Below are 24,208 nucleotides of genomic sequence, written 5' to 3'. Positions count from 1 at the left end.
ACCGATATGGATATCCGGTATTTCGGCACAACGCCCCGCTATTCCGAAGCGGTTTGCGCGGGCGGCTTGATTTTCCTCTCCGGCATGGTTCCCGAAAACGGTGAAACGGCTGCCGAACAGACTGCCGACGTGCTTGCCCAAACCGACCGCTGGCTGGCGGAATGCGGCTCGGACAAGGCACACGTTTTGGATGCGGTCATCTACCTGCGTGATATGGGCGACTATGCGGAAATGAACGGCGTGTGGGACGCTTGGGTTGCCGCCGGCAGAACGCCCGCCCGCGCCTGCGTGGAAGCGCGGCTCGCCCGTCCGGAGTGGCGCGTCGAAATCAAAATAACCGCCGTGAAGAGAGACGCGGCAACTGCATAAACAGATTTCCTTATATTTTCAGAGTACGCAAATGATGAAAACCTTACTGCCCTTTTTCGGCGTGGCGCGCGTCAGCGGCGAAGACCGCCAAACCTTCCTGCACGGACAGCTTTCCAACGACATCAATAATCTTCAGGCCGGGCAGGCGTGTTACGCGACTTACAACACGCCCAAAGGCCGCGTCATCGCCAATATGATTGTCGTCAACCGTGGAGACGATTTGCTGCTGATTATGGCGCAAGATTTGCTTGAAGCAACGGTCAAACGCCTGCGGATGTTTGTGTTGCGCGCCAAAGCCGTTTTTGAAATCCTTGAAGATTACGCCGTCGGCGCGGAATTGGCAGCATCCGCCGAACCGCTTGCCGCGCAAGAACCCAGTCTCGCCTTTACCTCCGAATGCGTCTCAGACGGCATCTGTTCCGTCATCCTGCACCATCGAGGCATTTTGCACATCGCCCCCGAAACCGCCCTACCCCCTTATGACGCTGCCGCCGAAAACGCGTGGCGGCTGCACGAAATCCGCAGCGGTTATCCGTGGATATGCGCGGCTACCAAAGAAACCGCCGTCGCCCAAATGCTCAACCAGCACATCATCGGCGGCGTACACTTCAAAAAAGGCTGCTACCCGGGACAGGAAATCATCGCGCGCGCCCAGTATCGGGGGCAGGTCAAACGCGGCTTGGCGGTATTGTCGGGAAATTCGGCAGCCGAAGCGGGCATCCTGCTGACGGCGGACGGCGAAGAAGCCGGCATCGTACTCGACAGCGTTCAAGATTCGGAAAACTTTACCGCCCTTGCCGTGATTAAATTCTCCGCCGCGCAAAAAGAACTCACCGTCCCAAACGGCGGTATCTTCAAAGCGGTTCATCTCTTCTTTAAAACCAAAAATGCAGAATAAGCCCTCTAATGCCGTCTGAAGCCCTTCAGACGGCATTGCCGCCCCTGTTTTCGGTTACAATGCCGCATCCCTAATTTTTCAAACCACCGCCATGTCCAAAAAAACCAAGCAAGAACTCGAAAACAACAAACTCAGCAAACGCCTGCGCCACGCCGTCGGCGACACGATTAACGATTTCAACATGATCGAGCCGGGCGACAAAATCATGGTCTGCCTCTCCGGCGGCAAAGACAGCTACGCCCTGTTAGACATCCTGCGCCGGCTCCAAGCCAGCGCGCCGATTGATTTTGAACTGGTCGCCGTCAATCTCGACCAAAAACAGCCGGGCTTCCCCGAAGAAGTATTGCCGACCTATCTCGAAAGCATCGGCGTTCCCTACAAAATCGTTGAAGAAGACACTTACTCCACCGTCAAACGCGTGTTGGACGAAGGCAAAACGACTTGTTCGCTGTGCAGCCGCCTGCGGCGCGGCATCCTCTACCGCACCGCAAAAGAATTGGGCTGCACCAAAATCGCCTTGGGACACCACCGCGACGACATCCTCGCCACCATGTTTTTAAATATGTTTTACGGCGGCAAACTCAAAGCCATGCCGCCCAAGCTGGTGAGCGACAACGGCGAACACATCGTCATCCGCCCGCTGGCGTATGTGAAAGAAAAAGACTTAATCAAATACGCCGAATTGAAACAGTTCCCCATCATCCCGTGCAACCTCTGCGGCTCGCAGCCCAACCTACAACGCCAAGTCATCGGCGATATGCTGCGCGATTGGGACAAACGCTTCCCCGGCCGTATCGAATCGATGTTCTCCGCCCTGCAAAACGTCGTCCCTTCCCACCTTGCCGATACCGAACTCTTTGACTTTGCCGGATTGGAACGCGGTCAAAATCTGAAACACGGCGGCGATTTGGCTTTTGACAGCGAAAAAATGCCCGAACGCTTTTCAGACGGCAGCGAAGAAGATGAGAGCGAAATCAAAATCGAGCCGCAAAAAGCCGAACGCAAAGTCATCAACATTCTGGCGAACAAGCCGAAAACCTGCGGCCCATAGACCTCCGCCGTCAAAAATGCCGTCTGAAGCCCGTTTGGCGTTTCAGACGGCATTTTAAAATCCCGAAGCAGACGGCTTCCAAACATTTGTTTCTCAGTGTCCGTTTTCAGAATGCCCGCCTGCTGGCATATTTTGCCCGATCAGTTCGGCTATCCTCTCGCCGTCAAACTGCGTTTTGAACACCACCTTGATTTCTTTGGAAATCTCGGCAAACAGCTTTTCGGCATGTTTGATTTTCCGCTCTTCGCTTTTTCGCAAATCTTCCGCCCCGTCAGTCCCTTTGGCTTCAATCACAAAGTTCAGAATCTCGCCGCTTTTGGTTTTCACGATATAGGCAAAGTCGGGCGAATACGTGCCGCCGCCGGCAACAGGGATTTTGATGGAGTTTCTCGGTATTTTGGTAAATACGATTACGCCTTCAATTTGGTTGTTGGCGACATTTTCATGTTCTATATCCGAATCGTAGAAAATCTCGCCGAAGAGATAGCCGGCGGCAGGCCGGTGCTCCGTATCTTCAAATCTGCCCAAATCTGCTTTTTTCACCGCGCGCGGTTTGCCGTCTTTATTGGTAAATTTGGTCGGATGGATTTTGCTGCCGACAAGCCGGTAATCCAGTTCGAATTTATGGAAGGAATGATGAAGCAAAAACCGGTTGAAGCCGTTTTTGATTTGGGCGATGGTCTGCATATTCAAAAAATCGCCAATGTTCAGTTCGTCGCGGACGCGGTAAAACGCCTGATGCAAAGTCTGCATCTGGATTTTTGCCGTTTGTGCCAGTTTTTCCAGAAACTCACGATAAGTCATTGTGTTGAAACGGATAAAATCTTCATCTTCAATACTGTCTATGCGGCGGGAAAGCATAAGCCCGTTGTTGATATAAGCTTCGTTTACCGCCGTGCATATGCCTGCCTGCGGGAATTTGGCGGCGTTTTCACGCAAATAGGCGGTAAATAAATCGACAAATTCGGCTTCATCTTTGATTTTGTACTGCAAAACGGCTTTATGGTGAATCAGCTCCCACAAGGCTTTGAGTTCTTCATATTTGCCTTCGCGCATGATGATGGTGTCTTTGCCCTCGTCTTTGGCGTTGCTGACTTTGCCTTTGTCCAAACCTTTGGGGAAGGCTTCGGGATAGGCGGCTTTTAATTTGTCATAGCCGTCTTCGGCAAAGTTTTCATTGTCGTCAATGATGCCGTCTGAAAACAGTTGGTTTACCAATACCAGCGGTTTGATATCGGGGTATTTTTGCAATATTTTTTGTTTCAGCTCTTCGGTAAACTTTTTGGAGATTTCTTCCTGAAAAGAATTGTCGTTGATTTCGCCGACAAGCTGCTTCACAAAGTCTTTTTCGCTGCTATCGACAAAATAATTCAGTTTGTACGGTACATCGCGCACCCGCGCCATCAGCTCGTTTACCGGCAGGCGCAGGCCGCGTCCGACTTCTTGCAGCTTGGAAGTCGTGCTGCCGCTGGAACGCAGTTTGCAAATCTGGAAAACGTTGGGATTGTCCCAGCCTTCGCGCAGCGTCCATTTGGAAAAAATAAAGCGGCGCGGGTTGTCCAAAGACAGCAGTTTTTCCTTATCGTGCAGGATTTCATTGATTTCCTGCTCGATTCTATCGTCGCTGTCTGTATTGTCTTTGGAAAAATAGCCGCCGTGGCAGGCGGATACATCGTCCAACGTCTTTTGCAGGTAATCGCGGTAAAACGGGTCGCTTTCCGTTTTCAGACGGCGTGCCGCTTCCGCGCGAATCCAGCTTTCAAATTTATCTTTCAGGCTGCCTGAAAGCTCGTTGCCGCTGCGGTAGCCCGCGATATCGTCAATAAAAAACAGCGTCAGCGGCTTGATTTTGGGCTGTGGCGCGCGTTCTGCCAAAAGCGCGCGTTCCAGCTTGAAATGTTCGGCAACCGCCCGCTGCATCATCGCATCCTGCACCGTTTGCGAATAGGAATAAGGGTTGATGACGGCACCCGTTTTCAACTCCAAGCCGTTGCTTAACACCACCACGGTTTTATTCATTTTGTCGATTTTCAAATCCGAAATAGCCGGATGGATTTGCGCCAAATCTTCGCCTTTTGCCAGTTTGAACGTCTGCTTTTTGTCCTTTTCGTTTAATTCAAATTTCGCTTCTTTGCCGTCCGACGACACCAGTTTTACCGCCGCATCCATGCCGCCCTGCATTTCTTCCTGAAACACGCGCACGCCTTTGACCAGCCCGTCGTTAAACGCGTCTACTGCCGTCAAACGGTAAAGCAAGTTGTAATATTCATCGTTAAATGTTGCACCGTAGCGCAAAATATATTGCGGTTTTAAGCGTTTGATATTGCCCCACGTTTTCGCGCTATCTCGGGTCGGGAATTTATGCGGTTCGTCCACAATCATAAACGGGCGCACGGCAGCCAATGCATCAACGGGATTGTCAAACAAATCCTTCAATGCCTTGTCGCCCGTATCGTTCATGGACGACGAATTAACCATGCCCGCGTTAATCAGCAGCACATGAATTTCCTTTTTGTTTTCCGCTTTGACAAATTGCTCAATCGTTATGGGCGCATTGGACTTTTTGCCCTTATTCTTTTTCGCGCTTTCCACCACATAGGTTTTCAGGCGTACGCCTTCATAATCGCCGCCGAAATCCTGTTCAAAATGCTCTGCCAAAGCCTTGCTTTGCAAAAACTGCTGTGTTCCCGCCTTAATGGACAAAGTCGGCACGACCACGATAAATTTGAACACGCCCAGCCAACGGTGCAGCTCGAACATGGTTTGTGTGTAGGTATAGGTTTTGCCCGTGCCCGTTTCCATGGAAATATCAAGGATATTTTGGTCGTCCGAACGGTCGGGGAATCGGCCGTCTATACCGTTTTGGCTTTGCACTTTCAGGATATTGTTTGCGTATTGTTTTGCAGCAAACAAAAGTTCGGGATTTTCGTCTGCCGTCCGATATTTGGGCGTTGCCCCGTCAAACACGCCCAAAACCGCCGAAACCGCCCGCATTTGGTGCGGCTGGTTTTTCTCGTAATTAAAACCGCTCATGAATGTTTCTCCATGAAGTCATTGTTGTATCGTCCTTCCCCCGCAAGGGGAATCCAAGCCGAAAAGCAGCCTGCACTTTCGGATTCCGGTTACACCCTGATAATCACATTCAACTCAATCTCTTTTTTATTGGTATAACCGCGAACCGCCTGGTCGAGTTCGTGCTGCATGGCGCTTGCCATATTGCTGCCGAATACAATCACACGGTTGGGATTGAAATCCGCATCGTCGTCCAGCTTCTTGATAAACGCCAGCAAATCGGCGGAAGTAAAACCCTTGTTAAGCAGATACAGCCGTTTTTCGCACAGATACGCCGTATAACTGCCCAACCGCACAGGCTCAACCGGCGTGGTCAGTGCCGCCCCGTCATACAGCGTCCAGGTGGTCAGAAGCGTTTGCAGCTGTTCTTCGCTTAATTCATCGTTAAGCGGCAAATCCGGTTGTTCGGGCGAAAAATCCTTGTCTGGATGCTGCCTGAAATTGTCTGCCGTTTGAAAGATTTTGAAGCCCGAATCGCCCGTGTAATCGGGATGTTCGACGCGGATTTTGGCGGCGGCTTTTTCTATGCGGGCTTTGGTGATGTCGAAGATGGTCGGGTAGCCTGCTTTACGGGCTTCGGATTTTTCAGCGGTTTTTTCGGGAAGCTGTACACAGATATAGCGGCGGTTACCGTTTTGTCCTTCGGCGTTAAGCTGCATCACGGCGTGGGCGGTTGTGCCGCTGCCTGCGAAGAAGTCTAGGATTAGGTCATTACTCTTTGAACTTATTGAAACTAAAAATTTAATCAATTGACTAGGCTTGGGGAAGGTAAATATTTTGCTACCAAATAAATCTGTGATTTCTTTTGTGCCTTCTTTAGTCATTCCGATATTTTCAGGTAGCGTCCTACTAAAAATAGCCAAATATTCGGCTACTGCATCGGCTAATGTACCAACATTTTCAGGTAATCTACTGCTTACAGCTACTTTGCCAAAATCCTCGCCAGCTTTTTTCATGTCGTCATCTTTAAAGTAACGCATAACTGGATTGCTGATATTTAAGAAATCATAATCATCAGGGAAAACGATTTTTCCTTTATTATAATAATCTTGAAATGTATCTTTGGTTACACGCCAAGTTGCATTTGGATTTGCTGGATATTTTTTTCCTGTCTTGGGATCAACCATTGTGAAAAAACTATTTGGCCTTTCCGCCGCAGTTGTTTGTTTCGTTAAGTCGTGGGTACGCCAAGGACGATCGGGGAAATCATCAGTCTCATAATAGCGTCGTTCCTTGCCTTTAGTTGCTGCAATAAATTGGCAAGATTTTGCGAATACAAATATCCATTCATAATCCTGCGAAATACCAAAAGGCACATCTGATTTAGCTGTTCTTTTTCGCCAAGGCAATTGTGCAACAAAATTCCCTTCCCCAAACACTTCATCACACAACAATTTCAACTGCGCCGCTTCGTTATCGTCAATCGAGATAAAAATCACGCCGTCGTCCTTTAACAGTTCGCGGGCGATATACAGGCGCGGATACATAAAGGTCAGCCACGCGCTGTGCGAGTTTGAGCCTTTGTCGGTGAAATCTAAAATCCGCGCGGCTTCGTCTTCGTCAATATTCGCCAGGAGGGCAAGTTCGGCGGGTGTGAATTTGCGGTCGTCCTGATAGACAAAGCCGTCCGATCCGGTGTTGTAGGGCGGGTCGATGTAAATCATCTTCACGCTGTTTGCGTAGGCGTTTTTTAAGTGTTTCAACACTTCCAGATTATCGCCGCGAATCAGCAGATTTTGGCTGCCTGCATTTTCGGGCTTGGCGTTGTGCGTTTTGTCTTCACTTATCAGGGTTTCGGGCGGCAGGTTGCGAAGCAGGCGGGCATATGATTTGCCCAGCCAGTTCATTTCGTAAAATTCGCGTCCGATGTCGGTCTGTGGCGCAATTTCGGCTTGTAATCTGTCGATAAGGAAATTTCCGTCTGCGTCAAAACAGGCGGGAAACAGTTTTTTGAGCTGTTCGAGTTGGGTAGAGTTGGCGGTAATGCCGTCTGAAGTGTAGATTGCCTCAGTGTTCGCCCCGGCTGTGTCGCTTAGATCAGGGCTTGGGTTGGGTTGGGTTGGGTTGGGTTGGGTTGGGTTGGGTTGGGTTGGGTTGGGTTGGGTTGGCAGCATTTTAAAATCCTCGGTTTGAATTTGTCAATATCAACTGTCTGTTTTAAAATATTTTTTTACTTTAAACGGCGTTTTTTGGGAAACGGGCGACGCCGTCTGAACGTCTGTCTGCGTGTTACTGCCCGACAACAACGCGACGGATTTTGACGGGCTGTACGGGTACGTTTTGATAAAGGCCGCGCGTGGCGGTTTTGACGCGGGCGATTTTGGAAACGGTGTCCATTCCGCTTTCTACCCTGCCGAAAACGGTGTAGCCGTATTGTCCGTTTTTGTAGTCGAGCGAACCGTTGTCCGCCAGATTGATAAAGAATTGGGCGGCGGCGGAATCGGGGTCTGCCGTCCGCGCCATTGCGATGGTGCCGACGGTGTTTTTCAAGCCGTTGCCGGATTCGTTGGCAACGGCCTTATCGGTTGCCTTTTGCACCAAGTCCTCGGTCAATCCGCCGCCTTGGATGACGAAGCCGCCGATGACGCGGTGGAAAATCGTGTTGTCGTAAAAGCCTTTTCGGGCATAGCGCACGAAATTGGCAACGGTTTTGGAGGCTTTGGATTCGTCCAAAACCAAACGGATATTGCCCATATCGGTTTCCATCAGGACGCGGGTTGCCGCCATAGACGGCAGGGAAACCGCCAAAAGCAGCGCGGTTAAAACGGTTTTGAATTTGGGTTTCATCCCGTCCTCCTAAAGCCTTCAGACGGCATTTTCATTTCATATGCCGTCTGAAAGCGCGTGAACGCTATTCCAATGCGTCTTTAAGTTTTTGTTCGATTAAATCCGCGTCAAACGATTTGGCAATCAGCTCGAAACGCGAATCGCGCCGCCAAGACACTTGGTTCGCGCCCCACTGCCCGTCCACCCAGTTGAGCCACACCCACGTTCCCAATACTTGGAACACGCCTTTGGCGCGGACGAGTCCTTCGGTCATTTTGGGCAAATCATTGAAGAAGTTGGTCAATTTTTCGCCGTCGAAATCGCGTCCGGCGGGGAATGTGAAACCTTGCGACTGGAAGCCCATGGTGTTGTCCGGCAGGGCTTTGAGGCGGTAGCGTGATTTTTCAACTACGGGAATATCGAGCCATTGGATATCGAGTTGTGCGTTTTGGACTTCGACCACTTTGGCTTTGGGTGGGAACAGTTTTGCCGCTTTGTCATGAAATTCGGCAAGCTGTTCGGGGGTGCATAAATCGGTTTTGCTGGCGGCCAATACGTCGCAAATGCCGATTTGGTCTTTATACAACGCCTGTTGCGCGTAATCGGGATTGATGAACTGGCGCGGATCGACGACGGTAAAGACGGCGCCGATTTCCAAAAGACTGTCCAGAGGTTTGGCTTTCAATTCGTCGATGACGCTGGCGGCGTGCGCCAGTCCGCTTGCCTCAATCATCAGGCGGTCGGGTTTGGCGTCGCGCAGCATTTTCTGCACGGTTACGCCCATTTGCGGGCCGGCGGTGCAGCATAAACAGCCGCCGGCGATTTCTGCCACAGGGATGCCGTTGTCGCTCAATACCGCGCCGTCAATGCCGATTTCGCCGAACTCGTTGACGATGATGACCCATTTTTCGTTCGGGTCTTTTTGCGCCATCAGGCTTTTGAGCGCGGTGGTTTTGCCTGTTCCCAGAAAACCTGAAATCAGGTGGACTTTGGTTTTTTTCACTTCTGACATTTTTTACAGATTCCAGTTAAAACAACGTGTTCTTCTTTCAGCGCAAAACCGCTTTCGGCAACGCCTGCACGCAGTGCCGCCCACTCGTGGCTGAGGGTTTGCTCGTCCGCCGCGCCGCATTCGGTGCAGACCAAAATAAACGCGCTGTGGTGCGCTTCGGCTTCTTCGTGGTCGTGGCAATGGTCGTTGCACTCGTGCTGCGCGTGGCTGCACAAAATATAGCCGTTGACCGCCGCCACTTTGTGTAAAACGCCCTGATCCGCCCAAAAATCAAGGGCACGGTAGGCGGTAGGCGGTGCAAGCACGCCTTCGCTCTGCTGCTGCATCTGTGACAAAACATTGTAGGCTTTAATCACGCCGCTTTGCTGCAAGACAATATCTAATACCTGCTCGCGCAAAGCGGTTACCTGCAAGTCCTCTCTGCGTGCCTGTTCGATAATTTTCTGTTTGAAATTTGTTTTCATAAATTCCCTGTTTATGCCGTCCGAACGACCGATACGACAGGAGGCGGTTTTATATTTGTGTTTGTATTCAATTGCTTTATTTGGAAATCTTTTCCAATAATGCCCGACAGCCTGCATCCGCAAGCCTGTATGTTTCTTCAAAATCACCCATGTACCACGGATCGGGGACATGGTCGTAACCGCTTTCGGGTATCAGGTCGGTCAGCTTGAATATTTTTTCCGGCCGCCTGCCAAAAGTTTTTTCCAATTCGGACAAATTCTTGCCGTCCATAGCGATGATGTAGTCAAACGCCGTCGCATCGCTTTGGCGGATTTTGCGGCTGGTAAAGCCTGAAGCGTCAATGCCGTATTTTTTCAATATCTTTGCCGTTTCACGGTGCATATCCTCGCCGTCGTGCCAGCCCGATGTCCCTGCGCTGTCCGTTTCGAGGGGAATGCCCGCTTCGGCGGCACGGCGGCGCAAAATGTATTCCGCCATCGGCGAACGGCAGATGTTGCCGAGGCAGACAAAAAGGATTTTCGGTTTTTTCATATCCCATCCCTGTTCCAACGCGATGCCGTCTGAAGCGGAAACCCTTTCAGACGGCATCGGCCGGTTAATCGTAACCGCATAAGGAAGAACCTGCCAAAACATCCATCTGGAAGAAATGGCTTGGCTAAATCTTAGGCATATTTAATAAATGTCCAATATTAGAAGCCGTATGCTCCAAATAAAGACTGGCATTTTTCAAACTATCTTCTAAAGGTTCACTTTTCTCCAAAATAGAAAAGGCAGCTTGGATATTTTCAAATGGTAGGGAAGGCAAATCTTCAGCGAAACTGCCGCAAATAGCGACAACAGGAACTCCGACAGGGGTTCTTTTTGCTACACCAATAGGCGCTTTCCCTGCTAAACTTTGACGATCTAGTCTTCCTTCACCAACGATAACCAAGTCAACATCTGACACTTTCTTATCAAAGTCAATCAAGTCCAGGCAGGTGTCAATTCCAGATACGATACTTGCCTGAGCAAAGGCACACAAACCACCAGCGATGCCTCCACCAGCTCCTGCTCCTTTAAGTTTTAATGTTGCAGGGGGGACTTTTTCATAAAAATCTTGTATTGCCTGATCTACGGCCTCAAACATAGTAGAATCCAGCCCTTTTTGCTTGCCAAACGTATAGGTCGCACCTTGGTGTCCACATAAGGGACTCACAACATCTGCTAAAATACGAATGTGAACATCTTCAGGAATTTCATAGCGATTTTCTGTTGAAACAGAAGCTGGGTTTAGTAAGGATTGACCGCAAGCGGGTAAGGCATTTCCATCCTCATCATAAAATTGATAACCTAAACCAGCAGCAATCCCAATACCTCCATCATTACCGGCCGTACCGCCAACGCCAATATAGATTTCTTTAATTTCTTGACTAATGAGGTGGCGAATCAATTCTCCAATACCACGAGTTTGGATTTGTAATGGATTTCGTTTCTCTAGCGGGATTTTTCCAAGACCAACCAAATCAGCAACTTCGAATAGGGCTAGTTGTTCTTTTTGAAAATAGCGCATGACTTCTTTTTGTCCAAAAGGTCCTGTCACTTGGAGACATTTTTCTTCTAGGTCAAGAGAATGTCGGATAGCATCTACAGTGCCTTCTCCCCCATCACCGACAGGACAGAGGAGACATTCCACATCTGCTATCGATTGTTGGAAGCCTCTTTTTATTGCTTCAGCTACCTGTTGAGCTGTCAAGCTTTCCTTAAACGAATCCGGTGCAATTACAATCTTCATATTTATAATTCATCCTTTCGTTTCACTCAAGGCACAACACAGAATGAAAAAGTGTTGTGCTCTTTATTTTGATTTATTATAGAAATGAGAAAGCCTATCACTACTACAAATCACTATGCGCTGAAAAACGGATTGCGCCCTTCCCGTTTCAACGCTTCCGCATAGCTCGGGATGTTTTCCTGTTCGCCCAAGGGATTGTGCAGCAGGTAAACGTGTTCTACACGGCATTCTGCCATCAGGTCGAGGAAATTCTGCTGGATGACGGCAATGTTATCGGTAAAGGAAAGCTGCCAGCAAAACACCTGCGGCACGACTTCAAACGCGCCGTCGGTCGCATTAAATCCGAATAGAATCTGTCCGCCCGCCTTTGCCGCAGCGACCACGCCGACGCGCGGACCCTGCATCCGGACGGCGCGTATCGCGTTTGCCGCAAAAACATCCATCGCCATACGTTGGCGCGTGTGGCTGCCGTCTGAAAGCGCGCGCGCCGGGGTATCGGGGGAAAGCGGATTGGCAAACAGCGTAATGCCTTCCGATGCAAGATTTTCCTGCCATACCTGCATTAAGGGCAAGCCTGCCTGAAGAAGGTTCTGCCCCAATGCCGCCTGAACTTTGCCGCTGCCGAAACCCAGCACGTAAACGACGTGGACGGACTGCCCTTCGGGCAACAGCAAAGGGCGCGGGGCGAAACGGCGTAAGTGTTGCGCCGCCGCTTCGGTATTTTGTTTGGCACGCCACCACTCATCCGGCGCGACCGCACTCAAATCGGAAGAATGCACAAGATAAGGCAGCCATTGTGTCTCTTGCGTCAACGCGCGCAGGTGCGGATAGTTTTGCAGGCAGGCAAACAATGCCTCCGTCGGCAGCTTCATCTCGATTGCCCGTTCTTTCTTGCAGCCTGACACCAGCACGACCGGCAGGGCGAACCACTGCACTTCGCCTTCTTTCTCGCAATCGAGTACCGCGTTCACACTGGAAAGCAGCGCGGCATAAGTTCCGGCATCGGGCGACATCGTCAGCGCGAGGGAAAGGTTGATATAGTGGTTTTGCTCAAGCATCCCCCTGATTTCGGTTTGAAGCTGCCCGGACGAGAGTTTGCGCGAAGCCTGTGACGAATTGTGCGCCAACTGGTAGGCATTGAGCAGCAGGTGGTTTTTAATCGGATTTTGGGGATACGGGCGCGTATCGGGCAAGGTAAATGTCTGGTTCATATGTGTCGTGTACCGTTTTTCGCAGTGTGTGTCTTTCCTGTCTGAAAATATATCGGACGGATTGCCGTCGGGACTTGCCCGTCAATCCGCCGAAACGAGAAAATGCCTGTCTGCCAAGTCTGCCAATATTTCTTCCACATACACTTCGGCAGGCGGATGGAATGTCAAACCGTCGGGCGTGGCGCTGACGATGTTCAAGTTTTCGGCAACCGTTTCAATCAATGCCTGTTTGCTCGTCGGCCGCGACAATTGCCGCATAATGTACAAATGCCCGTATCCGAATGAGGGCGTGCTTTCGTTGTAACGGTTGGCAGGCCGGACAAACGCTCCCGCACCGTGTTCCACAAAGGCGGCGGCATAGTTTGTAAAGCGCGCCGGCACATAGGTTTTATGGTCTTCAAAAAATGGTTTGCCCGCATTGTCTGATGAAACAGAAAAACGCCCGAGAATGGTTTGCAATAAAAGCTGGGAATTGATTTTCATGCGGTCAAATTCCAGACCGGGAAATCGGCGGGCAAGATTTTCCGCAACATCTTCCGTTTTAAACGCCTCTCCGGTTTTCATCACATCGCGTATGCCCGAAAGCAGGGTATCGTTTTCATCAAAGTTGATTGTTTCCCCTCTTGCCGGGCGGAAATTCAAACTTTCTATCACTTCGACGGCAACCGACTCATCACGCCTGACAGTATCCCCGACTTCCTCACGGCATAAAAGCGAACGGTGGAATTGGCGGTCGGATAAAATATCGCTGTAAAATTCTTTGGCAATATAATCACCCCCTGCCAATGCCAGAATCCGCTCCCGCGTATGCTCCGCCATCCAAGAAACAAAAGACACATGCAAATCGGTATCCCCGATATACGCCAGCCGGTGGCGGTTTGCCCATTCAATGAAACCGTTAACGTAAATCGGGTCGTTGAATATTTCCATATATTCGTGTGCGACATAATAAGTATTGTGATTCAATATTTTTTGAATCGCCGGAAGTTTGCCGCCGCCCAAGCCCTTGTCGTTTTCCAAAATTTCCGCCAGCGCCTTGATCGCATCCAAGCCTTTCCGCGTCCTTGCTTCCAAGGGTTCTCCAAGCGCATCCCTGCCGGCAAACTGCATAATATCGCGCAACTGCTCCTGCCGCTTCCAACCGGGGTAAACATTGTATGAAATATAGGCAATGCCGTATTCGGTCAGGTTGTTCCGGCAAATCGAAAAGATTTTGTCTTTAACTGCGTCGGGCACCCGCGACCAAATGCCGTGGACGATGATATAGTCGAACTTCCCGAATGATTCATCGACGGTCAAAATATCTTTTTCTTCCAGACGCACATTTTCCAAGCCCATTTTTTCAATGATGGCGTTGCCCTGCGCAACCTGCCTGCCGGACAAGTCGATACCGACAAATTCCGCATCCGGGTAATAAAGTGCCTGCGTGATGATGTTTCTGCCCATCGAACAGCCCAGCTCCAAGACCTTGGCTTTTGCGGCTGCCGTAGGCTTCAAACCCATCATGCGGGCGCATGCCTCCAAGGCGTTGATGGCGGTTTGGGAAAATGCTTTGGATTCGTACATCAAATCATCATATGAATTTTTGATGTCGGACACGCCCGGCACACCGTTCTCCGTTGCAGCGCGCAAAGGCGGCTTTTTTCTTTTTGTTCGGCATATTTTGTTTGTCTGAAGGCACTATTGCCCGCAAGTTTAACCAATTCATCCTGCCCGTTCAACTAAATCAAATGCCGCCCGAAGGCACGGAGCGTGCTTCAGACGGCATCGGGGAAACGCAAAGGCTTCAGACGGCATTTTTGCCGCTTTATTTCAACGCCGCATCATAGCCGCCGTCTTCTACGGCTTCGATTAGTGCTTCCGCTGCGGTTTGCGCGGGGTCGTATCCGACGGTCGCACTTTTGTTTTCAAGGCTGACTTCGACGCTTGCCACGCCTTTTACGCTTTCTAATATCCGGGTAACGCTTTTGACGCAGCCGCCGCAGCTCATGCCGCCGATGTCGAGGAGGAGGGTTTCCACGATTTTTCCTTTCGTTGGTACTGCAATCTGACGGGCGTTATTGTAAATCGGAGCGTGAACTTGGGCAAACGCGGAAACGGTGCGGCACGGATGCTTGCGACATAATGGCAACCTTGCCCAATCGGGAGGCGGCAATGTTTCAACATATGGAACGATTTTCAAAGCAGCGTCCCGAGTGTTTCTCCGAACGGGAGGCGGCTGCTTCCCCCTGATTTGGATTTTGCCGTCCGGCAGACAAGAAAAGTATAGTGAATTAACAAAAATCAGGACAAGGCGGCGGGCCGCAGGCAGTACAAATGGTACGGAACCGGTTCGCTTGGTGCTTCAGCACCTTAGGGAATCGTTCCCTTTGAGCTAAGGCGGGGCAACGCCGTACCGGTTTAAATTTAATTCACCATAATGCGCCCCCTTTTGGCGGGGTGCGACATATAAGGAATTGAGATGAACGCTTCGCACAAACCTTGGTTGAGCATCGTTGCCTTGGCAATCGGCGCATTTATTTTCAACACGGCCGAATACATCCCCATCGCGCTTTTGAGCGACATCGGACGAAGCTTCGGCATGGCGGCGACCGAAACGGGTGTGATGATTACGGTTTATGCGTGGATTGTCGCGCTGACTTCGCTGCCGCTGCCGCTGATGCTGATGCTGCTGACGCGCAATTATGGAACGGCGCGGCCTGCTGCTGGTCCTGTTTGCGCTGTATTACTGTCAGCCACATCCTGTCGTTTGCCTCGTGGCGTTTTGAAATCCTACTCGCAAGCCGCGTGGGGATTGTGCTGACGCACGCGGTGTTCTGGTCCATTACGGCTTCGCTGGCGGTACGCATCGCCCCTGTCGGAAAAGGGAATCAGGCATTGGGGCTGCTCAGCACGGGGACGGTGATGGCGATGGTGGCGGGGATTCCGCTCGGGCGTATGGTCGGACAATATTTGGGCTGGCAGGCGAGTTTTCTGCTGATCGGCCTGTGTTCGGCGGCGGTAATGGCAGTGCTTGCCAAAAGCCTGCCGCGCCTGCCGAGCGTGAATACCGGTTCTTTAAGCAGCCTGCCCCTGCTTTTGAAACGGAAAAAACTGATGCTGCTGTATGCGGTAACGGTGCCGGTGATTACGGCGCACTTTACCGCATACAGCTACATCGAGCCCTTCGTCATCCAAATCGGCGGTTTCTCCGCGCGGCAGGTTACGGTGGTTCCGGGGCTGTACGGCCTGGCGGGTTTTGCCGCGTCTTACCTGTTCGGCAAATGGTTTGCCAAACATCCGCGCGCATTTTTGGCGGGCGCGGTGTCGCTTATCGCCCTCTCTTCGGGGCTTTTGCTGCCTTTGGCGCATTTTCCTGCCGCCATTTACGCGTTGGTGTTCGTATGGGGGACGGCGATTGTGGTCGTCAGCTTGGGGATGGTTGCCAAAGTTTTGGATTTCGCCTCCGATGCCGCAGACCTTGCCAACTCGATTTATTCGGGGCTTTACAACGTCGGTATAGGCGGCGGCGCACTGCTGGGACATTAGGTTACGCAATACTCGGGCATTTCCTGCATCGGCGTTGCGGGTATGCTGACGGCGGCGGCAGGTTTGCGGGTCTGCCTGAATTTGAACCACCATATCCGAACCTGACCGAGCGATGCCGTCTGAAGCCCCTCCCGCCCTTCAGACGGCATTTTGATTGAAGGAATATCCGCCCCTGCTTAAAATAACGGGCTTTGCCGTGTTTTAACGCCTATTTTTTTGTCCCAAGGATGGTTTATGCCGCTGCTGTCTGTCGAGTTCGCACTGTTTTTTATCGTCTTCCTGCCGATTTACTGGGGCTTTGCGAAATACCCGTCCGTCCAAAACCTGCTGCTTTTGGCTGCCGGTATGGGCTGGCTCTACCATATTAGCCCCGTATTTGCGGCAATCATCGTCCTTTATTCCTCCTGCGTGTACCTTTTGGGCGAACTGCTCCGTTCCGATCGCGAAAGTACGCGCCGCTTTTGGCTGGGGTGCGGCATTGCCGCCTCGATTACCGTTTTGGGCTTTTTCAAATATTTCGATTTTTTCCGTCCGCTGATTGCACAATATGCCGGAAAAGGCGGCGCAATCGACATCCTGATGCCGCTGGGGCTTTCCTATTATACCTTCCAGTCTGTCGCCTATCTGGTTTACTGCTTCCGCGCCCCGCACGCCGCGCGTTTTGGGTGGCACGAGCTGCTGCTGCACCTGAGTTTTTTCCCCACCGTTACCTCCGGCCCGATTATCCGCGCCGCCGCATTCAAAAGCACGGACGGCGAACAGGCGGGTGCACTGGCGCAAATCCGCACCCGCCGACCGCGTTCGCCCGTCCGCCCCGCCCTCGCCGTTTCCCTGATTTTACTGGGCATTGCCAAAAAATGGTGGCTGGCGGGGATGCTGGCGGAAAACTGGGTGTCGCCCGTATTTGAAAATCCCGCCCAATTCGACGGCTGGGGCGTGTTGGCAGGCGTGTACGGCTATACCTTCCAACTCTTTTTAGACTTTTCCGGATATTCCGATTTGGTTATCGGTATGGCGATGCTGCTGGGCTTCCGGCTGCCCAAAAACTTCTCCGCACCGCTTCGTGCCGCGAATATCCGCGCATTTTGGGACAAATGGCACATCAGCCTTTCCACCTGGATACGCGACTACATCTACATCCCCTTGGGCGGCAGCAAAAAAGGCTTTTTGCGGACACAGCTCAACCTGATGGCGGCAATGGTACTCTCAGGCATCTGGCACGGCTACGGCTGGAACTTCCTCATTTGGGGCGCGCTGCACGGCACGGCACTGGCGCTGCTCAACACGGGCGACCGGTATTTCGGACGCGACGCGCTATGCCGTCTGAAATACCTTGCGCCGCTCTCGTGGTTTGTTACCTTCCATTTCGTCTGCCTTAGCTTTGTCGTCTTCAATACCGCAAACCCCGACGATGCAGGCGCAGTTTTCAGTGCCCTCTTTGCCAATGCCGGCGGCTGGAACGCGCCGCAACGGGCGGATATGCTGCTGCTTGCCTCGTTTGCATCCTTGATGCTGCTCTACCCTTACCTGCAACGCGCTTTCGACGGCACGGTCAAAGGTTTGGAAAAAATCCCGATGTGGCTGTGGTTTATCCAGATTTCCATCATCCTGCTGCTGATTATCGTCCTCGCCCCTTCGGGGATACCCGGCTTTATTTATGCCAATTTTTAAGGGTTTGGACATGAAAAACTTTCTTTCCCTTTTCGCCTCCATACTGATGTCTGCCCTGATTGCCGTGTGGTTCAGCCAAAACCCCATCAACGCCTACTGGCAGCAGACCTACCACCGCAACAGCCCGCTCGAACCGCTTGCCGCCTACGGATGGTGGCGGAGCGGAGCGGCGTTGCAAGAAAACGCCTACGCCCTTTCAGACGGCATCAAAACCTTCCTGTCCGGCGAAACGCCGCCGACGGCTCAAGACGGCGGTTCGGCAGATATGCCGTCTGAAGCCGCCGCATCCGAAGCCGCCCCGCCGGCCGGCGGAACAGAATGGAAACAAGGCACCGAAGCCGCCGCCGTCCGCAGCGGCGACAAAGTCTTTTTCGCCGGAGATTCGCTGATGCAGGGCGTTGCGCCCTTCGTGCAAAAAAGCCTGAAACAGCAATACGGCATCGAATCCGCCAACCTCAGCAAACAAAGCACGGGGCTTTCCTATCCCTCATTCTTCGACTGGCCGAAAACGATTGAAGAAACCTTGAAAAAACATCCCGAAATCAGCGTACTCGCCGTCTTCCTCGGCCCGAACGACCCGTGGGATTTCCCCGTCGGCAAACGCTACCTCAAATTCGCTTCCGACGAATGGGCGCAAGAATACCTGAAACGCGTCGACCGCATCCTTGAAGCCGCACACACGCACCGCGTCCAAGTCGTCTGGCTCGGCATCCCCTACATGAAAAAAGTCAAGCTCGACGGTCAGATGCGCTACCTCGACAAACTGCTTTCGGAACACTTGAAAGGCAAAATCATCCTGATTCCCACCGCGCAAACACTGAGCGGCGGGAAAGGCCGCTACACCGATTCCGTCAACGTCAACGGCAAACCCGTCCGCTACCGCAGTAAGGACGGCATACACTTTACCGCCGAAGGACAAAAACTGCTGGCGGAAAAAATAATGGAAAAAATCGTTTTTGAACCGAGTACGCAACCATCAAGTACACAGCCATGAACCCCAAACACTTCATCGCATTTTCCGCCCTGTTCGCCGCCACGCAGGCAGAAGCCCTGCCCGTCGCCTCCGTCAGCCCCGACACCGTTACCGTTTCCCCGTCCGCCCCCTACACCGATACAAACGGGCTGCTGACCGACTACGGCAACGCCGCCGCCTCGCCTTGGATGAAAAAACTCCGATCCGTCGCACAAGGCAGCGGCGAGACCTTCCGCATCCTGCAAATCGGCGACTCGCATACCGCCGGCGACTTCTTTACCGACGCCCTGCGCAAACGCCTGCAAAAAACATGGGGCGACGGCGGCATAGGCTGGGTTTACCCCGCCAATGTCAAAGGGCAGCGCATGGCGGCCGTCCGCTATAACGGCAACTGGCAAAGCCTCAACAGCCGAAGTGCCGCAGCAGACTTCCCCCTCGGCGGCATCCTCGCCCAAACCGGCAGCGGCGGCAGCATGACCCTGACCGCGTCTGACGGCAAAACCGGCAAACAGCGCGTTTCCCTGTTTGCCAAACCGCTGCTCGCCGAACAAACCCTGACCGTCAACGGCAACACCGTCTCCGCCAACGGCGGCGGCTGGCAGGTACTGGATACGGGCGCGGCACTGCCCCTGGCCATACAGACCGAAATGCCGTGGGACATCGGCTTCATCAACATCGAAAATCCCGCCGGCGGCATTACCGTTTCCGCGATGGGCATCAACGGCGCACAATTGACCCAGTGGTCGAAATGGCGTGCCGACCGTATGAACGACCTTGCCCAAACCGGCGCCGATTTGGTTATCCTTTCCTACGGCACCAACGAAGCCTTCAACAACAACATCGACATTGCCGATACCGAACAAAAATGGCTGGATACCGTCCGCCAAATCCGCGACAGCCTGCCCGCCGCCGGCATCCTCATCATCGGCGCGCCCGAATCCCTGAAAAACACGCTCGGCGTATGCGGCACGCGCCCCGTCCTCCTGACCGAAGTCCAACAGATGCAGCGGCGCGTCGCCCGTCAGGGGCAGACGATGTTTTGGTCTTGGCAAAACGCAATGGGCGGCATATGCAGCATGAAAAACTGGCTCAACCAAGGATGGGCCGCCAAAGACGGCGTACACTTCTCCGCCCAAGGCTACCGGCGCGCGGCGGAAATGCTTGCCGACAGCCTCGAAGAACTCGTCCGCGCCGCCGCAATCAGGCAATAATCGGACAGGGGGGGGCGGACGGTATTTCCACAACAGGGGGATGCCGTCTGAAACGTATATCTTCATATTGATTCAGACGGCATTCAGGTCAGACATAGGAAGGACGGGGGCGAACCTCCGGCATGCGGCGCAAAGGCGGCGTTTGATATGCCGTCTGAAGGCAAAGATGATAAACTGCCGCCTTCCGTTTTCAGACGGCATATTGTTTTCAAATGAGGGCGTTCGCCGTCCGCAACCATAAAGGAAGTTTCATGAACCGGACTTATGCCAATTTCTACGAAATGCTCGCCGCCGCCTGCCGCAAAAACGGCAACGGCAAGGCAGTGTTCGACGGCAAGGAAAAAACCGCCTACCGCGCGCTCAAGCAGGAAGCCGAAGCCGTCGCGGCGTATCTGCAAAATATCGGCGTGAAGTTCGGCGACACGGTCGCGCTGGCGGTTTCCAATTCCACAGAATTTATTACCGCCTATTTCGCCGTCTCCGCCATCGGCGCGGTCGCCGTACCGATGAACACATTTTTGAAAAACAGCGAATACGCGTATATCCTGAACGACTGCAAGGCGCGCTTCCTGTTCGCCTCGGCCGGCCTGTCAAAAGAATTGGCGGGCCTGAAGGCGCAAACGCCCGTCGAAAAAATCATTTGGACGGACAAAAGCCGGCCGGCCGGCGAAACGGCGGAAGGCGATGCCTTTTTTGAAAACGTGCGCCGCTTCCCCGAAAAACCCGACTTGGGCCGCCAACCCCGGATAAATGATTTGGCACACATCATCTACACCTCCGGCACGACGGGGCATCCCAAAGGCGCGCTAATCAGTTACGCCAACCTGTTCGCCAACCTGAACGGCATCGAACGCATCTTTAAAATTTCCAAACGCGACCGCTTTATCGTTTTCCTGCCGATGTTCCACAGCTTCACGCTGACGGCTATGGTACTGCTGCCGATTTATATGGCGTGTTCGATTATTTTGGTCAAATCCGTTTTCCCCTTTTCCAACGTTTTGAAACAGGCCCTGCTCAAACGCGCAACCGTGTTTTTGGGCGTACCCGCGATTTACACCGCGATGAGCAAGGCGAAAATCCCTTGGTATTTCAGATGGTTCAACCGCATCCGCCTGTTTATCAGCGGCGGCGCGCCTTTGGCGGAACAAACCATCCTCGATTTTAAAGCCAAGTTCCCCCGCGCCAAATTGCTGGAAGGCTACGGACTGAGCGAAGCCTCGCCCGTCGTCGCCGTCAATACGCCCGAACGGCAAAAAGCCCGCAGCGTCGGCATCCCCCTGCCCGGTTTGGAAGCCAAAGCCGTCGATGAAGAATTGGTCGAAGTGCCGCGCGGCGAAGTGGGCGAACTGATCGTCAGGGGCGGTTCGGTGATGCGGGGCTACCTCAATATGCCTGCCGCCACCGATGAAACCATCGTCAACGGCTGGTTGAAAACGGGCGATTTCGTTACCATAGACGAGGACGGCTTTATCTTTATCGTCGACCGCAAAAAAGATTTGATTATTTCCAAAGGTCAAAACGTCTATCCGCGCGAGATCGAAGAAGAAATCCACAAACTCGATGCCGTCGAAGCCGCCGCCGTCATCGGCGTGAAAGACCGTTATGCCGACGAGGAAATCGTCGCCTTCGTCCAATTGAAGGAAGGTATGGATTTGGGCGAGGACGAAATCCGCCGCCACCTGCGTACCGTGCTGGCAAATTTCAAAATCCCCAAACAGATCCACTTTAAAGACGGGCTGCCGCGCAACGCTACGGGCAAAGTATTGAAACGGGTGCTGAAGGAGCAGTTTGAAGGAAACAAATGAACGCCGTGCCGTCCGAAGCCCCGTCCGGCAAAAAAATGCGGTGAATCTGATTCACCGCATTTTTTTGGCAAACGCCGGAGCGAGGATATTTACTCTGCCAATTCCACCTGCTCGTGCGCCATCAGTTCCTGACCGACATCATCCAACAACATCAAATAACGTTCGTAGTTTTTCAAAATGTCGGCAATCAGCTCGTCCTTGTTCATATACTGCACATCGTACCCGACGCGCCCGTCGAAAAAATAAGCGTAGGGTTTGTAAGTTGTCTGGTGCCGGATATGCGGCAGCTTGCCGTCGTTAATCAACTGGTCGGATACATCCTGCCCGACAGACTTAATCCCGTACATAAAATCGCGCATCGTCTCTTTCCGAATGACGAACTCGATTGCGGGCTCGTCCTGATGAAACATCTTATCGACCCGGACGCTCAAGCCGTATTCTTCCGAAAGCTCCCGTTGCAACTCGTGCATAGCGGGCGATGCGGTATGTTTGAGGAATTTTAAAATATCCTGCTCCTGCGTCTGGCTCATTATCCGCACCAGCCGTTCTTTCCACTTGCCGCCCGTCCAAAATACACTGGTAGGGTTGACCCGGGTCTCAAAATATTTCTTATCCGCACTCAAGCCTTTCCACAGGCTGAAACACATTATCAGCATCAGCAGGGCAAACGGCAGGGAAACAATCAGGGTCATAGACTGCAGGTTGCCGAGTCCGCCCGAGCGCATCAGCAAAACGGCAACGGCAGACATCAGCACGCCCCACATAACCGCCTGCCACCGTGGCGCGCTCAAGCCTTTGTCCCGAGAGGTAATATTGTTCAGGACATAAATCCCGGAGTCGGCAGAAGTTACAAAAAACAGGGAAATGACCAGCAGGCTGACGATGCTCGTCAGTTCGGGCAGGGGGAGGTAATTAAAGAATTTAAGAAGCAGCGTTTCCGGAGAGGAGGTCATCTTTTCGAGCATTCCCCCCGCAACCCCGTCATTCAGCCAAATCGCCGTATTGCCGAAGACGGTAAACCACAAAACGCCGAACAGGCCGGGGATGAGCAAAACCCCGAAGACAAACTCGCGGATGGTGCGCCCCTTTGAAATGCGCGCGATAAACAAACCCACAAACGGCGCCCAAGAACACCACCACGCCCAATAAAGCACCGTCCAAGATTCAAACCACGGCTTGTGTTCCCGTTCGTACGCATAAGTTTTCAAACTGAGGCGCACCAGATTTCCGAGGTAGTTCCCTATGTTGTCGCCGAATGCCGACAACAGGTAAACAGTGGGGCCCGCCGCCAAAACAAAAAACAGCAGCAAAAACGCAAGGCCCAGGTTCAACTCGCTCAACACCTTCACGCCCTTCCCCACGCCGGATATTGCCGAAACGACGGCGAGGGACATTACGGCGGCGATAATCAAGACCTGCACGCCGAAGCTGTTTTCGGCAATCCAGCCCATTTCCTGCAATCCGGCGCCCAGTTGCGAAGCCCCGAACCCCAATGTGGTGATGATGCCGAAAAAAGTAGCAAGCAACGCCATAATATCAATGGCATCGCCGAACCTTCCGGAAATTTTTTCTTTCAACAGGGGGTAAAAACAAGAACGCAGGGCAAGCGGCAGTTTGTAGCGGAAACCGAAATAAGCCAAAGCCAATGCAATCGTACCGTACACCGACCAGGCGTGAACGCCCCAATGGAACACCGTGTGCAGCAATGCCTGCTGCTGCCTGTGTTCCGGCGCGCCGACCGTAATGTCCGAAAAATAATGCATCAACGGCTCTGCCACGCCGAAAAACATCAGGCCCACGCCCATCCCGGCCGCAAACAGCATCGCCAGCCACGACAGGAAGCCGAATTCCGGCACATCTTCATCCCGTCCTAGCCTGATGTTTCCCAAACCGCTGACCGAGAGTATCAGCAGAAAACCCAGAAAAATGGAAAACGTTAAAACATAAAACCAGCTGAACTCGGTAAAAATGACTTCTTTTGCCCGGTCGAGCCACATCTGCACCTGATCCGGCACGGTTAAAACCAATACCACCAAAACACACACAAAAAACAAAGTCGTCAAAATAACCATCGGATTAAATGACGTTCGGCGTTCTATAAATTCAGACAGGGACAAACCTTCTCACTCCTTTGTTAAAAACAGACAAACCCGGTCATCGGGCAAAGTAGTCAAAACCTGCCGGCAAAATACCGGCTTCCGGATGACGAAATGCACAAACCGGCCGAAATGGGGCTGTACTAGATTATCCCTAAATTCCACACCGATCCCGCAGGATTTTTAGCTGCCGGGGCGGTGTGCCGAAGTTAAATCGAAATTCGCATTCCCTCAACAACGGCGGGAAAGGTTTACGATCGATTCCGTTGTATTTTCGCAAGGCGCGTTTTGCCTGATTCCAAAAGTTCC

The 24,208-nt window shown here is 52.4% G+C and carries 19 protein-coding genes and 3 pseudogenes; 9 read left to right on the top strand and 13 right to left on the bottom strand.

Annotated elements, in window-relative coordinates; genetic code table 11:
- The first annotated feature begins 6 nt into the window (after window positions 1-6).
- The 3 genes from DFR77_RS08830 to ttcA all read left to right on the top strand — a co-directional run bounded on the left by DFR77_RS08830 (window position 7) and on the right by ttcA (window position 2,318).
- Window positions 7-369, top strand: a complete 363-nt coding sequence (locus DFR77_RS08830; RefSeq protein ID WP_010357712.1) for a RidA family protein — start codon at window positions 7-9, stop codon at window positions 367-369.
- Between the two features lie 34 nt (window positions 370-403).
- The gene (ygfZ, locus tag DFR77_RS08825; RefSeq protein ID WP_025455802.1) at window positions 404-1,267 is read left to right on the top strand and encodes a CAF17-like 4Fe-4S cluster assembly/insertion protein YgfZ; all 864 of its coding nucleotides are present in this window, start codon (window positions 404-406) and stop codon (window positions 1,265-1,267) included.
- A 91-nt stretch (window positions 1,268-1,358) separates the two neighbouring features.
- Entirely contained in the window at window positions 1,359-2,318 is a 960-nt protein-coding gene (gene ttcA / locus DFR77_RS08820; RefSeq protein ID WP_003692918.1) for a tRNA 2-thiocytidine(32) synthetase TtcA, read from the top strand.
- A gap of 93 nt (window positions 2,319-2,411) precedes the next feature.
- Here ttcA and DFR77_RS08815 read toward each other — a convergent pair whose 3' ends face one another.
- The 9 genes and pseudogenes from DFR77_RS08815 to DFR77_RS08775 all read right to left on the bottom strand — a co-directional run bounded on the left by DFR77_RS08815 (window position 2,412) and on the right by DFR77_RS08775 (window position 14,275).
- Window positions 2,412-5,351, bottom strand: coding sequence for a type III restriction-modification system endonuclease (locus tag DFR77_RS08815; RefSeq protein ID WP_003689015.1), 2,940 nt, complete (start codon window positions 5,349-5,351; stop codon window positions 2,412-2,414).
- A gap of 89 nt (window positions 5,352-5,440) precedes the next feature.
- The gene (locus DFR77_RS08810; protein ID WP_010951079.1) at window positions 5,441-7,504 is read right to left on the bottom strand and encodes a site-specific DNA-methyltransferase; all 2,064 of its coding nucleotides are present in this window, start codon (window positions 7,502-7,504) and stop codon (window positions 5,441-5,443) included.
- 115 nt (window positions 7,505-7,619) lie between these two features.
- On the bottom strand, window positions 7,620-8,177 hold the full coding sequence (locus DFR77_RS08805; RefSeq protein WP_003692914.1) for a peptidylprolyl isomerase: 558 nt from the start codon (window positions 8,175-8,177) through the stop codon (window positions 7,620-7,622).
- A 64-nt stretch (window positions 8,178-8,241) separates the two neighbouring features.
- Complete coding sequence (locus DFR77_RS08800) at window positions 8,242-9,168, bottom strand: CobW family GTP-binding protein (protein ID WP_003691374.1); 927 nt, start codon at window positions 9,166-9,168, stop codon at window positions 8,242-8,244.
- Window positions 9,156-9,632: a Fur family transcriptional regulator gene (locus DFR77_RS08795; protein ID WP_010357704.1), complete on the bottom strand. Its 477-nt coding sequence runs from the start codon at window positions 9,630-9,632 to the stop codon at window positions 9,156-9,158. Before DFR77_RS08795 ends, DFR77_RS08800 begins: the two co-directional genes overlap by 13 nt.
- A 76-nt stretch (window positions 9,633-9,708) precedes the next feature.
- Window positions 9,709-10,164, bottom strand: coding sequence for a low molecular weight protein-tyrosine-phosphatase (locus tag DFR77_RS08790; RefSeq protein ID WP_003702839.1), 456 nt, complete (start codon window positions 10,162-10,164; stop codon window positions 9,709-9,711).
- Between the two features lie 124 nt (window positions 10,165-10,288).
- Entirely contained in the window at window positions 10,289-11,404 is a 1,116-nt protein-coding gene (locus DFR77_RS08785) for a glycerate kinase (protein WP_003689026.1), read from the bottom strand.
- Between the two features lie 113 nt (window positions 11,405-11,517).
- On the bottom strand, window positions 11,518-12,615 hold the full coding sequence (locus DFR77_RS08780; RefSeq protein ID WP_003689027.1) for a hypothetical protein: 1,098 nt from the start codon (window positions 12,613-12,615) through the stop codon (window positions 11,518-11,520).
- Window positions 12,616-12,696: 81 nt separating this feature from the next.
- Window positions 12,697-14,275: pseudogene (locus DFR77_RS08775) on the bottom strand (methyltransferase regulatory domain-containing protein).
- Window positions 14,276-14,282: 7 nt separating this feature from the next.
- On the opposite strand from DFR77_RS08775, the gene DFR77_RS08770 reads away from it, so the two are divergent.
- Window positions 14,283-14,444, top strand: a complete 162-nt coding sequence (locus DFR77_RS08770) for a hypothetical protein (protein WP_211305723.1) — start codon at window positions 14,283-14,285, stop codon at window positions 14,442-14,444.
- Here the strand turns inward: DFR77_RS08770 and DFR77_RS08765 are convergent.
- Window positions 14,423-14,635: a heavy-metal-associated domain-containing protein gene (locus DFR77_RS08765; protein WP_003689029.1), complete on the bottom strand. Its 213-nt coding sequence runs from the start codon at window positions 14,633-14,635 to the stop codon at window positions 14,423-14,425. The genes DFR77_RS08770 and DFR77_RS08765 overlap by 22 nt on opposite strands.
- Window positions 14,636-15,076: 441 nt before the next feature.
- On the opposite strand from DFR77_RS08765, the pseudogene DFR77_RS08760 reads away from it, so the two are divergent.
- From DFR77_RS08760 to DFR77_RS08745, 4 genes and pseudogenes are all read left to right on the top strand, one after another.
- Window positions 15,077-16,248, top strand: a pseudogene (locus tag DFR77_RS08760) (sugar transporter).
- 129 nt (window positions 16,249-16,377) lie between these two features.
- Complete coding sequence (locus DFR77_RS08755; protein WP_003689031.1) at window positions 16,378-17,814, top strand: MBOAT family O-acyltransferase; 1,437 nt, start codon at window positions 16,378-16,380, stop codon at window positions 17,812-17,814.
- A 10-nt stretch (window positions 17,815-17,824) separates the two neighbouring features.
- Window positions 17,825-18,808, top strand: coding sequence for a peptidoglycan O-acetyltransferase PatB (gene patB / locus DFR77_RS08750; RefSeq protein ID WP_003695450.1), 984 nt, complete (start codon window positions 17,825-17,827; stop codon window positions 18,806-18,808).
- A complete protein-coding gene (locus tag DFR77_RS08745; RefSeq protein WP_003692900.1) occupies window positions 18,805-19,998 on the top strand; it encodes an SGNH/GDSL hydrolase family protein in 1,194 nt (397 codons plus the stop codon). Before patB ends, DFR77_RS08745 begins: the two co-directional genes overlap by 4 nt.
- A gap of 72 nt (window positions 19,999-20,070) precedes the next feature.
- On the opposite strand, the gene DFR77_RS14425 is transcribed toward DFR77_RS08745, so the two are convergent.
- The gene (locus tag DFR77_RS14425; protein ID WP_255294324.1) at window positions 20,071-20,199 is read right to left on the bottom strand and encodes a hypothetical protein; all 129 of its coding nucleotides are present in this window, start codon (window positions 20,197-20,199) and stop codon (window positions 20,071-20,073) included.
- Window positions 20,200-20,249: 50 nt separating this feature from the next.
- On the opposite strand from DFR77_RS14425, the gene DFR77_RS08740 reads away from it, so the two are divergent.
- The gene (locus tag DFR77_RS08740; RefSeq protein WP_033910207.1) at window positions 20,250-21,803 is read left to right on the top strand and encodes a fatty acid--CoA ligase; all 1,554 of its coding nucleotides are present in this window, start codon (window positions 20,250-20,252) and stop codon (window positions 21,801-21,803) included.
- 89 nt (window positions 21,804-21,892) lie between these two features.
- Here DFR77_RS08740 and DFR77_RS08735 read toward each other — a convergent pair whose 3' ends face one another.
- Together DFR77_RS08735 and DFR77_RS08730 are read right to left on the bottom strand one after the other, a co-directional pair.
- On the bottom strand, window positions 21,893-23,920 hold the full coding sequence (locus DFR77_RS08735) for a BCCT family transporter (protein WP_003692895.1): 2,028 nt from the start codon (window positions 23,918-23,920) through the stop codon (window positions 21,893-21,895).
- Between the two features lie 133 nt (window positions 23,921-24,053).
- Window positions 24,054-24,208, bottom strand: a pseudogene (locus DFR77_RS08730) (IS1595 family transposase); the annotation flags it as partial.

The organism is Neisseria gonorrhoeae (assembly GCF_003315235.1).
In the GTDB taxonomy this organism is placed as follows: Bacteria; Pseudomonadota; Gammaproteobacteria; order Burkholderiales; family Neisseriaceae; genus Neisseria; species Neisseria gonorrhoeae.
The sequence above is the reverse complement of the archived record's forward strand: the minus strand, read 5'-3'. Positions and strand labels throughout refer to the sequence as shown.